We start from the raw sequence: 12863 nt of genomic DNA, 5'->3' as shown, positions 1-12863 counted from the left end.
ATGGGCGACAACGAGAACAAGCTCTGGGTCATCAACCATAATGACGTCAAAGAACGTAAAGACGACAGTTCCGATTTCGACACGGTCAAAAATCGCTTCAAGCATCTGAATCCCGAAGCCGCGAGGAAAGCGGGTGCCGCCTATGAGACGGCGGCCCAGCAACTCGCGGAGAAGGCGAAACATCTGACCGAGAAGTACGCTCCGGCGCTGATCGAGGCATGGGGTGGCGACGCGGCTCAGAAGGCACTCGATCAGTTGGCGAAAATTCACAAGACCGCCAACGGCCTGTCGGACGAGAGTCTCTCGGCGGCGCGGAACTTCAAGTGGTACGGCGAAGAGATTCTCCCGTGGTACCAGGACCTCGGCAACAAGATGTCCGACGGCATCATCCACACGGGTGGTGACGACGACCAGGCCCGCAAGCTCATGAACAGGCTCAACACGCGCGCCGCCGACATCCAGAGGAACTTCCCCCAGCACGCCACGACCGATCTCCCTGACCCGCGGCAGGAGGTCGGCTATCAGGGCGATCCGAACGGGCCCGGAGGACCCGGAGGCTCGCCGCACCTCCCTGGCGGGTCTCCCAACGGGTCTCCCAAGATGCCGAACAGCAAGCTTCCCAGCAAGGACCCGTTCGGCAGCGGCTTGCCCGACAACAAGAACCCCCACCTGCCGGGTAGCGACGGAAGCAACTTCCCCAACGGAAGCAAGCTGCCAGGCGGTGACGGAAGCAACTTCCCCGGCGGCAGCCATCTACCCGGCTCCGGCGCCGGCAGCCAGGGTACGCACCTCGCGGGCTACGACCCGGGCGGCCTTCCCGGTGGCGGCGGTGGTGGGCTGGCCGGCGGCGGCGGCCTCGGCAGCGGCTCAGGTCTCGGCGGTGACCCGTTCGGAGCCGGAGCCGGCGGCGGCCTGAGCGGTGGTGCCGGGGCCGGTGCGGGTGGCATCGCGGGCGCCGGCGGTCTCGGAGCGGGCGGCCTCGGCTCGAATGCCGCGAACGGCTTGGCCGGCGCCAATCGTGGCGGTTCTCCCGGCATGATGCCGATGCATCCTGCCCACAACCAGGGGGAGAAGGAGCGCGAGCGTGCCACCTGGTTGACCGAGGATGAGGACATCTGGGGCGGCGACGGCGACGCCGTTCCCGGCCAAATCGGCTGAGCGTTCCCACGTGAGAGGCAGTCCGACGATGGGCGGGCGGGGCAAGTGCTCCGCCCGCCCATCCGGCTGTTCTGAGACCGTCGAGTTCATTGAGGTGAGTCCGTGCGACGGCTGATGCGATCCACGCTTGCGGTCTTGGCGAGCTGCGCCCTCATGGTGCCGATCGGCACTCCTGCCGAAGCGACCCCAGGTCCTCAGCAGGAAGAGTGGTGGTTCGACTCCTTCGCGATCCAGAGCATCGTCTGGCCGCTCAGCAAAGGCGCGGGTGTCACCGTGGCCGTCCTCGACACCGGTGTCAACGCCTCTCTACCCGAGTTCAACGGGGTAGTGCTGCCCGGTGCTGATTTCAACGGGAGCGGTACCGACGGCAGAACCGATGTAGACCCCGAGACCGGTCACGGCACGGGCATGGCGAGCCTCATCGCCGCCCAAGGGGGTGGTCCGACGAATTGGGTCGGGATCGCGCCCGAGGCCAAGATTCTTCCGATCGTGGATCGAGAGACGTCGCCCGACGTGGAGGCGCGTTCGATCCGCTATGCCGTGGATCATGGGGCGAAGGTGATCAGCATGTCCCATGCCGCTACAGCGAGTACTTATCCGGGTAACTGCCCGCCCCAGGTGCTCGATGCGGTGGCGTACGCCGCACACCATGATGTGGTCCTGGTCGCCGGCGCCGGAAACACCGGGGACACGGATAACGAACCCAAGTATCCGGCAGCCTGCCCGGGCGTGGTGGCCGTCGGTGCGTACGACCATCTGGGCAATCCGTGGAAGAGTACGCAGCGGCAGGACTATGTGACGGTCGCGGGGCCGGGCGTCGACGTCGGCTCGATCGGTAAGGACGGCAGGCTCTACCACGGCGGATACGGCACGAGCCAGGCGACGGCCCTCGTGTCGGGCGCCGTCGCACTGATCCGGTCCAAGTTCCCCGACGAGTCCGCCCGGCGCATCGTGCAGCGCGTCGTCGCCACGGTCACCGACGTCGGCCCGCAGGGCAAGGACGACCAAACGGGGTACGGGGCTCTCAGTCTGCGCAAGGCGCTGAGAGAGAGTGTTCCGACCACCGCGCCGAATCCGGTCTATGACCGCCTGGACAAGGCACTGGCCACGCAGAGCAAGGCGCCGGAGACCGGTACGGCCACGCCGGCAGCCTCGCACAAGAAGAGTTCGTCCGCGCTCTCGACGGTGCTGACGGTGGCCGGGGTGTTCGCGGTCATCATCCTCGGCATCGTGATCTTGACGATCGCCAAGAGCCGCCGGCGCCCACCGCCCCCTCCTCCCGGCCAGGCCCCGTTCTCCTCGGGCTACGGCCAGTACCCCTCGCAGGGCCCACCGCCGTCCTTCGGACCTGGACCTCAGGACCCGCCACCGGACGGCGGTTCGTACCCGGCGTACGGACCGCCGAGTCAGGGGCCGCCCCCCGGCGGCCGATAGCCGGGACCGGGCACTGTGGCCAGGGCCGATCCGGCCTTGACGTGGTGGGACGCGGAGGGGAGCGAAAGTGTCCGAGGTCGACGGCACGAACCCCGGGCGGGCCGATCGGGGCGACGCACCGGCATCGGCGGACGTACGAGGCGAAGGCGACGCGGCGGACGGCCAGGTGCTGGCCGTCGCGTCGCGGGGCCGGTTAACGAGGGTCGAGGTGGCCCCACGGTTAATGGGGAGTCCGGCCGAGGAACTCGCGTCGGACATCCTCACCGCGGTCAACGCCGCCTTCGATGATCTGCGCGCCCACCTGCCGACGGCGGAGGCGATCGACCCTGCCGTTCTGGCAGCGCGCTTAGGGGAGTTCCAAGAGCAGGCCCTGCTCAGCATGAGCAAGATCACCGAAGCGATCAGCGGCGCCATGGAGAAGCTCCGGGACCGCACCACCATCCACGGCGATCCGAGTCCAAAGGGACTCGAGCACCTCCTCGAGGAGACCCGGAACCTCGTCGACGCCGTTGCGGGCTCCGCGAAGGACACGCCGCAGGTGGAGGGAGAGGGCAGCGCGGCCGATGGCCGGATCCGGGTCGTCGCACCGCCCGGCGGAAGACTCACGTCGCTGGAGATCGACCGGCGAGCCCTGCGCATGGCCTCCGAAGAACTCGCCGCGCACGTCGTCACGGCGGTGAACGCCGCATTGGACGACCTTGAGGCCAAGTCCCGAGAGCAGTCGGAGGCCCCGCGTGTGGACCGCCGGCGGCTCCAGGCGCTCCGGGAGACCAGCACCGAGCAGATGGCGTCCTACACGCGGGCGCTCCGCGATCTGATGGCCGGCATTGAGCGACGTGAGGGGCCGTGATGGGCGAGGAGCTGAGGTTCGAACCGGAGAGCTTGCACACCTCCGGGCAGAACGTCCAGCAGGTCGGCGAGGACATGGACACCGACTGGCAGGCGATGCAGGCCACCGCGGACGGGATGGGCGACATCTTCGGCGACGACATGGTCGGCTCGCTGATCGCGGCCACCTACCAGGCCGCCCATCAGATCGCGGGTGACACCTACACGTCCTCGAGCAAGGGGTTAACCGACTTCGGCGATGGTCTCAAGACCATGAGCGGCAACTACCAGGCCACGGAGACCAAGACCGTCCAGGACGTCGACAACACCGGAAAGGCCGTCTGATGAGCCTGATGATCCCCGGCGAGCTCGCCAACCTCCTCAACGATCTCGGCTACATCTGGCCGAAGTCCGACGAAGACAAGATCGTGCAGCTGGGTGGCCACTGGATGGACCACGGCGGCAAGGTCAGCGGTCACGCCCAGAACGCCCACATCGCGACGGCCGGTGTCTGGGAGAAGAACCAGGGCGAGGCGATCAACGCGTACAAGGCCAAGTGGGAGCACGACAAGTCCGCCGTCAACGTCGCGACGAACGGTGGCACCGGAGCCCACGTGATCGGCATCGGCCTCTTCGTCTGCGCGGGCATCGTGCTGGCCCTGAAGATCAACGTGATCGTCCAGCTGACGATCCTGCTCGTCGAGATCATCGAGGCGCTCGCAACGGCGGCTCCGACCTTCGGCGCCTCTCTGTTGGAGATCCCGGTGTTCAAGAAGATCGCGGACATGGCCATCAACCTGATCATCAACCTCGCCATGGAGGCCGTCCTTGGCTAAGGGTGGGAAGGCCGCGGCGCGGGTCGCCGAGGGGATCATCGCCAAGGCGGCCAAGAAGATCATGCCGGACCTCGCCGAGGACGCCCTGAAAGCCGGCGCCAAGGACATCGCGAAGGACACGGCGAAGGTAGCAGGGAAGGACGCCACGAAGGCGGCGGGCAAAGACGCAGCCGAGGACGCAGGCAAGGACGCGGCCCGCAAGGGCGCCCGAGAGACGGCCGAGGCCGGTGAGGACACCGCCAAGAAGGCCGCTGATCGTACGGCGACGAAGGACCCGATCGACATCGCCAGCGGTGAGGTGATCCTTCATCAGGTCGACGTCGAACTGCCGGGCGTACTCCCGCTGGTCCTCGAACGCACCCACGTCTCGTCGTACCGCACCGGACGATGGTTCGGAACGTCGTGGTCATCGACGCTGGACCAGCGCCTGGAGGTCGACGATCTGGGAGCGTGCCTGGTCGCCGCCGAGGGCATCGTCCTCGTGTACCCGATCCCGATGTTCGGCGAGGAGGTCATGCCCGAACGCGGGCCGCGCTGGCCGCTGTCCATCGGGGAGAACGGTTACCGGGTCACCGACCCGCAGCAGGGCCGCACGCTGCACTTCGCGCCCCAACCGAACGCGGGCATCAAGGGCGTCCGAGCGAGCGTCCTGCCGCTGAAGGCGATCACGGATCGCAACGACAATCGCGTCGATCTGGAGTACGACGGCGCCGGCACGTTAACCGAATTACGCCATTCAGGCGGCTACCGGATCGGCGTGGAAACCGCCGACGGGCGGATCACCGCATTCCGTCTGCTGAACGCGGAGGACCAGCCGGTGCTGAAGCGGTTCGGCTACAACGACGCCGGCCGCCTGACCGAGGTGATCAACTCCTCCGGCAGCCCGACCCGTTTCGAGTACGACCCCGCCGGCCGCATGACGCGGTGGGAGGACACCAACGGCTACTGGTACGCCTACACCTACGACGAGCAAGGCCGAGGAATCGCCGGCCGAGGCTCTGGCGACTTCCTGAACGCCACCCTCACCTACCACGACGACCACACTGTCGTGACCGACTCCCTCGGCCAAGACACCATCTATCATCTGAACGAGCGGCGCCAAGTGATCGCCGAAGTCGACCCGCTCGGAAATGTTACACGGTACGAATGGGACGGTCGTAATCGGCTCCTTTCTCGGAATGATCGCCTTGGCCGCACCACGCGCTATCGTTACGACGAACTTGGAAATCTGCTGTGCAGTACTCGCCCTGATGGTACCGAGTTCACTGCCATCTATAACGGACTGCACCTGCCGATCGAGATCACCCAGCCCGACGGCGCAAAATGGCGCTACCAGTACGATATTCGCGGAAACCTGATCGAGGCAATCGATCCTCTCGAAAATACCATTCGTCAGAATTTCGATGAGTACGGTGCCGTCATCGCGATCATCGATCCACTTGGGGCCGAGACGCATTTCGAGCGTAATGCTGCCGGGCTGCCGGCAGAAGTCAGCGATCCGCTGGGTGCTGTGACTTCGTACGAGCGAGACGCATTCGGCAGAGTCACCGCCATTATCGACCCGCTAGGCGGCGTAACGCGCTACTACTGGGATGTCGAGGGCAACCTCACCGCCCACACATCACCGTCCGGTGTGACGGAAGTGTGGGAATATGATGGCAGTGGCAATCCGACCGCTCATATCGATGGACTCGGACACGCCAGCCGCGCCGAATACGGCATGTTCAATACGTTGACCGCTAAAATCTCATCCGACCAAAGTCGGCTGGAGTTCGCCTACGACACCGAATTACGTCTGGTCCGGGTGACCGGGACCCAGGGGCTTGCGTGGCACTACCGCTATGACGGCATAGGCAACTTGGTGGCAGAGAGCGACTTTAACGGCCGAACTCTTCACTACACCCACGATGTCGAGGGGCAACTCGTCCGGCGCACCAATGGTGCCGGGGAAATCACAGAATATTCACGAGACGCGCTGGGTCAGATGATCGAACGGCGCTCCAGTGGTTTCGTCACTCGCTATTTCTATGATCGCATGGGTCGCCTGGTGCGGGCGGTCGACCCGAATGCAGAGTTGCTAATCCAGCGCGATGTTCTCGGGCGGATCGTGGCCGAGAGCTGCAATGGGCGTACGTTGTATGCCACGTATGACCCGATGGGGCGGCGCTCTCGCCGCCGTACCCCTTCCGGCGTGGAAGACATCTGGAGTTTTGACACCGCCGGACGCCCCGCGAGCTTGAACATCGCCAGGCATGCTCTCGGCTTTACTCGCGACGCGGCCGGACGTGAGGTGAGACGTCATATCGGCGCAGGTGTCATCCTCGATCAGCAGTACGACGCTGATCATCACCTGATCAGCCAGGCGATGTGGGGCGCACCTCAACCGCTGAGCCTCAATACGATCTCCGGGCAATCAGCGTCGAACAATGCGTCACAAGCACGCTTGCTGCAACATCGTACCTACAGCTACCGGCCTGACGGGACCCCGACAGCCATTGGCGATCGCCTCGCAGGCAACCATCGTTTCGACCTGGATCGAGCTGGTCAAGTCATTGCCGTGCACGCTGAAGGTTGGAGCGAAGGTTATGCCTATGACAGCGTTGGGAATATTGCCTATGCCGCCTGGTCCACTACCGACCAAGACGACTTGGCCAGCCCTGCGCAAGGCGATCGAGAATTCGCGGGCACCCTGATCCGTCGTGCCGGACGCAACCATTATGAGTTTGATTTGCAGGGTCGTCTCATCCTCAAACGTCAGCATACCCTGTCCGGAGGTCGTAGAGAATGGCGGTATGCATGGGACGCCGACGATCGCCTGATTTCTGTTATCACCCCCGATGGCTGCTACTGGCGCTATCGCTATGATCCTCTCGGTCGCCGGATTGCGAAGGAAGAACTGGCCTCCGACGGAAAATCAGTCATCGACCAGACCCTGTTCACATGGGACGGTCCGCAGGTGGTCGAGGAAGTTCGGCAGTCGTCGGCAACATCTGTCGTACAGGTGCGAACATGGACGTATGAGTCGGGGACATTCCGTCCTATGGCACAACTTGATCGGACGTACCTGAGGAATGCTCCTCAAAGTCTGATCGATCAACGGTTTGAAGCCATCGTGACAGACCTCGTCGGTGCCCCCAAAGAACTCGTCTCACTCGACGGCGTCACGCAGAGAATAAATAAGACCTCGCATTGGGGTGCTCCCATCTCCGAGCGAGATGCGTTACTTTGCCCTCTCCGCTTTCCTGGGCAGTATCACGATCGGGAAAGCGGTCTTAACTACAACCTAAATCGGTATTATCAACCGGACACCGGATCGTATCTGTCTGCTGATCCAATCGGCCTTCTTGGGGGAAGCCGGCCCTACGGGTACGTCCCGAATACTGCAGTATGGCTTGATCCGCTCGGTCTCAGTCAGGAGTACATCAAATCATATGATTGCGGAGGCCTCATCATGGCCACTCTCGATGATGCCGGAAATCTCAGTATTGCCGTGGAGAAGGGGGAAGGGGAAGGGGCGGTCAGGGGTGGCAAGATGTTCGGCGACATGATGGAACACTTCGGTCCGCATAACATCCAGGCCATAGAGGGAAAATGGGTGCCCGCAATGCCCACTAACCTCGATGCGTTTAACGCGAACCTGCGGGCGGGAATGTCGTACGAAGAAGCCGCTAAGAAGACGTTTACCGGTCACATGTCTGGTAAATATGGATTTACCGAGGCCTCGGTTGATCGCGGCACGCTCAAGGGAGAACTTGGTCACCATACTAACGTGGAGCCGAGGTTCACTAGACCAAAGGGGGGAAGTTGTCCAGCGACGTAGAGTCCATTCGGCGTATGGCCTCCGCAGGGGCAAGCATTACCGACATTATCGAGCACTTGCGGTCGAAAGAAGGTTTCACTCTGACGCCGATGACTTTTTTGGCCGCCGTGCAGGAGTCGTTGGGGGTTTCGTTCGTGGAAACGCGAAAACTATATGAGTACCTAGACCCTGGTCTTCGACCGCTTTCCCGTGAGGCTGCGGTAGAAGTTGACAGGTTGGGCAGAGAATTGCTTCGACAATTCAGAAACACTGATCCCTGATCGTTGAATCATGGGTTTCCTATTGGGTTCAAGATTTGGCTTGCGCAAACGGGCTTCCATCGAGCGCACCCATGCGTGTCCGGCCGCATGTGCTGCGCGCATCTGTTGCGCGGCATCGGCGAACTCGACGAGGAGCACAGCCGGATCAAGCGCTGCTGGACTCGACGGTTCGCCCTACGATGCCGTCTCGTGATGGACAGTGACGGTCTGCTTCGATCTGGCCGTGACCAAGTGGGTGGGGAACCAGGGACCGCCCCACCAGACCCGCCAGCCGAGGTTGCGGCGCCCCGTTTGGGTCAGGCCGAGGGACCGTAGGCGCGCGAGGTGCTTCCTGGTGAACCGGAGATCGGCGATGAGGATTCGCCCACCCGGGCGGAGGACGCGTGCCGCTTCGTCTATCGCCGCCTCCCGTCCGGCGGCTTCCGGGATGTTGTGGATCGCGAGGCTGCTGACGACGACGTCGAAGCTCTGGTCTTCGAACGGCAGGCTTGTCATGTCGCCACTGTGCAGCGTCACCCGCTCGGCGACACCTTCCATCTCGGCGTTGCGGCGGGTCACCTCGGGCGAATTGCCCGTCTGATCAGCCCTCCACAGGTCGATCCCGACCGCGCGGCCCGTGGGGAGCAGCTCCGCTGCGGCGAGCAGTACCGCACCGCGACCACACCCCAGATCGAGCAGGTCCTCGTCACCGCGTAGCCCGAGCTCGGCGAGGACGCGCGCCCATACCTTGAACTTGCCCACGCGGGTCGTGTAGACGTACGAGACAGCCGTCAGCAACAGCCAGACTGTGATCAGGCCGGTGATGACGGTGGCCACGGCTCTGCCGGCGGTGATGTTGAGAACGGTGAACGCCGCCATGGCGGCGCAGATCGTCCCGAGAATCGTCGCTTGCCAGACTGCGGGTATCAGCCGGAAATCCCCATCGAAACCGTAGTCGCCGCGCCGCCGGCGCAGGTCGACGTTGCTCATTGGTGCCTCCGTATCCGACGGGCGATCGTTCCTGAGGCAGGGAATTCCGAGCGGCATCGGCGCCGCGTCTCACGTGCGGCTCCCGGTCAGGAGACCGCGAATCGGTGTCGTCGAACTGGCGGGGCCATCGAGCCCCGGGGGAATGGTCATGAGTCCACTGTCGCCGCCGGTGCGCGCCGGTGGCTTGGACAAATGTTCCCCTCAGCCGGCTCGCGAAGCATGTGACGATGCGGTTCGCCGCGGCAGCAGCGGGGAAGTCTCGTCGCCGGGCTCGGGCTCGGGTTCGGAGATAGGTGTCGGTGGGTGTCTCGTATCGGCCATCTTCTGGACATCAGGGCCGTGGGCTGGGATTCTCCCGGAAGCGCGGACGGCCCGGGATCCGCAGCGGCCGGTGACGGTGAACGGAATGGCCGCCCGGAGGTCCGGTCCGCCAGGAGGGTGAACGAATGGTCCATCACGGTGTGGTGTTCCCGCTGATCCGGCTGGTCATCTACCTGGTCATCTTCGGTGTGGTCGCGGTGATCGGGGTGATCGCCCGGGCGTCGAGGCGACGGAAGATGGCGCAGTACGGCCAGTTTCCGCAGCAGGGGTGGCAGCAACCACCGCCGCCCGGATCCCCGTACGGCCCGTGGGGCGGTCAGGGCCAGCAGCCGTACTCCGGGCAGCCCCAGCAGCCGCCGGGCCCGGCGTACGGTGCTCCCCCTGCGCAGGGGTACGGCGGTCCCACAGGTCCCGGATACGGCGGACCCCCTCCGGCCTATGGCGGTCCGCCGTCACCCGGCCCGGGAGGACAGCCGTACGGCCCCGCCGACCCTCCGCCGCAGGGTCAGGGTGGACAGCCGCCGCAGAACCCGCCGTACGGCTCCTGGTGACCGCCCGCCGAGGACGGCGGGTCCCGGCAGGGCGCACTCCCGTCCTGGCGTACGCTGCGTGATCATGAGTGCCGTGCGGGTCCCGGTCGGCCGGCGGCGCGACCGGTCGGTTGAAACGGAGCCCGGGTTCGGGCGAAGCTTTCTACGCTTGCCGCAAGGAGCACTCAAGGAGTTCGGGACGTGGTCGATGTGACAGCTCGCGAAACCCGGTTACTGCAACCGGGCCGCGTCTACGTCGGCTGGCGTTACGCGCAGGTACACGACGATCCCGGGCCGCCGCCGAAGCGTCCGACTCCGCCCGAGGTCGAGGCGGTCACGCCCGAGTGGGTGATGCCGAAGCAGCGGGACGAGAACCTCTTCAACCGCCCTCTCAAGACCGTGATCGGCGCCGCGGGGGTCGGTGCCCTGCTGTTCATGCTGCTGGGCATCACCGGCACACTGCCGTGGGCGTTCGCGGTGGCCGGGCTGGTGGCGTGCGGGCTCGTCGCCGCCATCATCGGGTACCCCATCTGGCAGGGTGAACAGTCCTTGCGCGCCAAGGCGGCGCAGGAGAGGGAGCGGCTGGAGCACCGACGCGAGGAGCGCCGGCGCGAGTTGGAGGCCGCCCACGCCGAGCACGCCCGCGCGTACCAGGAGTGGAAGCACCGCCGCGAGGCGTACGACTCGCAGCACGAGTGGTACGCCGTCACCCTGCCGCAGGGCGTCGACCGGGTCGACGTCGCCGGCGGCACCCTGGCCGGTTGGTCCGCGATGGTCACGATGATGGGCGCCGCGCGGCTGGCCGCAGGCTCTCAGGTCACCATCCTGGATTTGTCCGAGGGCGCGGTCGCCCGGGAGCTCATCGAGCTCGGCAACGACCAGGGTGAGCGGCCGCAGGTGTGGGTGCTGCCGAGCGACCTGCCGCAGCTCGACCTCACCCACGGCCTCGGCTCGGAGGAACTGGCCGACGTGCTCTCGCTCGTGGTGAGTGTGAGCGAGGAGCAGGGCAGCGCTCGTGACCTGTCCTTCGACAACGCGATCCTCGAACGCGTCCTCGGCGTCTTCGGTGGGCGGGCGCCGATTCCGCAGATCACCGCGGCGCTGCGCGCGCTCGCGCAGGTCGGCGACCCTCGCGATGACCTTCGCGCCGGTCTCCTCACCGATGAGCAGCTCTCGAAGATCACGACGATGTTCGGCCGAGGTGCCGCGGACCGTGTCGTGATCGAGCGTGCCTGGGCGCTGGAGTCGCAGCTGCGGAAGCTGGAGAAGCTCGGATCGAGCCCCACACTGATGCCGCCCAGCCGGCTGCGCGTGATCGCGACCGACCGCCGCGCCGGAGTGTTCACCAACCGCGTCCTCGGCACGTACGTCACGGCGGCGCTGACACACGTGCTCCGCAACTCCCCACGGGGAAGGCCCTGGGAGCACACCCTGCTGGTGTGCGGCGCGGAGAAGCTTCGCGGTGACGTCATCGACCGGCTGATCGACTCGTGTGAGGCGACCTCGACGGGGCTGGTGCTGATGTACCGGTCGATCGGACCGGACGTGAAGGAGCGGCTGGGCCGCGGTCACGCGGCCGTGGGCTTCATGCGCCTCGGCAACGCGGAGGATGCCCGCATCGCGGCGGAGCACATCGGCGCGGAGCAGAAGCTGGAGGTCGCCGAGCTCACCGAGAAGGTCGGTGACGCCGTGACCTTCGGCAAGGACGGTTCGTACGTCAGCACGGTCGGCCCGTCGGCTCCGCTGCCGGTGTTCAACGGCAACGAGCCCACGGACGCGGCGCTTCCCGACGGGATCGGCCGCGCGACCGCGTGGGGGCAGAGCACGTCACTCGCCGCCGAGGCGGGGAAGGGCGCACGCGAGCTCGCCGTGGAGCCGCAGGAGCTGCAGCAGCTCCCGCCCACCGCCATGATCTTCACGCACGCGGAGACGTCCGGACGGCGCATCCTTCTCGTCGACGCCAACCCGGGCATCATGACGCTTCCCACGGCCAACATCCAGGAGTACGAAGAGGCCACCGATCCGTCGCGGGCCCGCCATGCCAAGCCGGACGTCATGCCCGACGACGGTCCGCGCCCCGGTCCCAACCTCGGCCCGCCGCCGGAACGGCTCGACTTCCGCAAGAAGAAGCGTTGATCGACGAGGTCGTCGAGCGGGTGCTCGGATGGTCGGGGAGCCGGCCTCGGACCACTCGCGTCGACGCGGTGGCCGAGGCCGAGGCACTGCCCGACGGACGGGCGTCAGTTGAACTTATGTTGAACGATCAGCGGACGTACTCCGAACGCACCTTGCACTCAGCTGTCGTGAGTCGCGTCTTCCCAGGTCAAGGCCCCGGATAGTCGGTCGGTGCCGGTGGGCGTCGTGCTTTGACAGATCATCGAGCCTGGCGACGATGGGTCCGGGGAGATCATCGAGGGGACCTGGAGGTGACCGTGTCGAGGCGCGCAGGTCTGCTGCTCATCAGACCGATCGGCTTCGAGGTGATCGGCGCAGCCGAATCCGTCCAGTGGACCACCGGTTTTTGCCACAGGCCCGCGCTTTGCCCGAGTCGATGAGAGCAGCGCAACGCGCGGCCGTCTCCGGGGGTGAGTGGTGACCACCGGTTTTGAAGCTGATTTTGGTTCGTGGGTGAGGTCGGGTCGGGGGTTTTTTGAGCTGTCGGTGACGTTGGCGTCGGCGGTGGATGTGCTGGTGGGTGAGTTGGTGG

At 65.5% G+C, this 12863-nt stretch carries 9 protein-coding genes; 8 read left to right on the top strand and 1 reads right to left on the bottom strand.

Annotated features, from left to right (window positions below):
• The 6 genes from NE236_RS42300 (at position 1) to NE236_RS42275 (ending at position 8076) form a co-directional block, all read left to right on the top strand.
• On the top strand, positions 1-1158 hold the full coding sequence (locus NE236_RS42300; RefSeq protein WP_252847970.1) for a WXG100 family type VII secretion target: 1158 nt from the start codon (positions 1-3) through the stop codon (positions 1156-1158).
• Between the two features lie 102 nt (positions 1159-1260).
• Positions 1261-2592 (top strand): S8 family serine peptidase, encoded by a 1332-nt coding sequence (locus tag NE236_RS42295; RefSeq protein WP_252847969.1) that lies wholly within the window; start codon positions 1261-1263, stop codon positions 2590-2592.
• A 67-nt stretch (positions 2593-2659) separates the two neighbouring features.
• Positions 2660-3442 (top strand): YbaB/EbfC family nucleoid-associated protein, encoded by a 783-nt coding sequence (locus NE236_RS44860; RefSeq protein WP_252847968.1) that lies wholly within the window; start codon positions 2660-2662, stop codon positions 3440-3442.
• Complete coding sequence (locus tag NE236_RS42285) at positions 3442-3765, top strand: type VII secretion target (protein WP_252847967.1); 324 nt, start codon at positions 3442-3444, stop codon at positions 3763-3765. Before NE236_RS44860 ends, NE236_RS42285 begins: the two co-directional genes overlap by 1 nt.
• Positions 3765-4256, top strand: coding sequence for a WXG100-like domain-containing protein (locus NE236_RS42280; RefSeq protein WP_252847966.1), 492 nt, complete (start codon positions 3765-3767; stop codon positions 4254-4256). The genes NE236_RS42285 and NE236_RS42280 overlap by 1 nt, the downstream gene beginning before the upstream one ends.
• The gene (locus tag NE236_RS42275; protein ID WP_252847965.1) at positions 4249-8076 is read left to right on the top strand and encodes a DUF6531 domain-containing protein; all 3828 of its coding nucleotides are present in this window, start codon (positions 4249-4251) and stop codon (positions 8074-8076) included. Before NE236_RS42280 ends, NE236_RS42275 begins: the two co-directional genes overlap by 8 nt.
• Positions 8077-8510: 434 nt before the next feature.
• On the opposite strand, the gene NE236_RS42270 is transcribed toward NE236_RS42275, so the two are convergent.
• Complete coding sequence (locus tag NE236_RS42270; protein WP_252847964.1) at positions 8511-9305, bottom strand: class I SAM-dependent methyltransferase; 795 nt, start codon at positions 9303-9305, stop codon at positions 8511-8513.
• A gap of 446 nt (positions 9306-9751) precedes the next feature.
• Here NE236_RS42270 and NE236_RS42265 point away from each other — a divergent pair, with 446 nt between their 5' ends.
• Together NE236_RS42265 and NE236_RS42260 are read left to right on the top strand one after the other, a co-directional pair.
• Positions 9752-10177: a hypothetical protein gene (locus tag NE236_RS42265; RefSeq protein WP_252847963.1), complete on the top strand. Its 426-nt coding sequence runs from the start codon at positions 9752-9754 to the stop codon at positions 10175-10177.
• A gap of 180 nt (positions 10178-10357) precedes the next feature.
• Positions 10358-12292 (top strand): hypothetical protein, encoded by a 1935-nt coding sequence (locus tag NE236_RS42260; protein WP_252847962.1) that lies wholly within the window; start codon positions 10358-10360, stop codon positions 12290-12292.
• Positions 12293-12863 lie beyond the last annotated feature (571 nt).

Source organism: Actinoallomurus purpureus (assembly GCF_024055795.1).
Classification (GTDB): Bacteria; Actinomycetota; Actinomycetes; order Streptosporangiales; family Streptosporangiaceae; genus Actinoallomurus; species Actinoallomurus purpureus.
This window is presented reverse-complemented; position numbering and strand designations above follow the sequence as displayed.

Bases quoted from the DNA above. Each gene is read 5' to 3' on its own strand.
- NE236_RS42300 (WP_252847970.1), top strand. From the start codon at position 1: ATGGGCGACAACGAGAACAAGCTCTGGGTCATCAACCATAATGACGTC.
- NE236_RS42265 (WP_252847963.1), top strand. From the start codon at position 9,752: ATGGTCCATCACGGTGTGGTGTTCCCGCTGATCCGGCTGGTCATCTAC.
- NE236_RS42270 (WP_252847964.1), bottom strand. From the start codon at position 9,305: ATGAGCAACGTCGACCTGCGCCGGCGGCGCGGCGACTACGGTTTCGAT.
- NE236_RS42280 (WP_252847966.1), top strand. From the start codon at position 3,765: ATGAGCCTGATGATCCCCGGCGAGCTCGCCAACCTCCTCAACGATCTC.
- NE236_RS42285 (WP_252847967.1), top strand. From the start codon at position 3,442: ATGGGCGAGGAGCTGAGGTTCGAACCGGAGAGCTTGCACACCTCCGGG.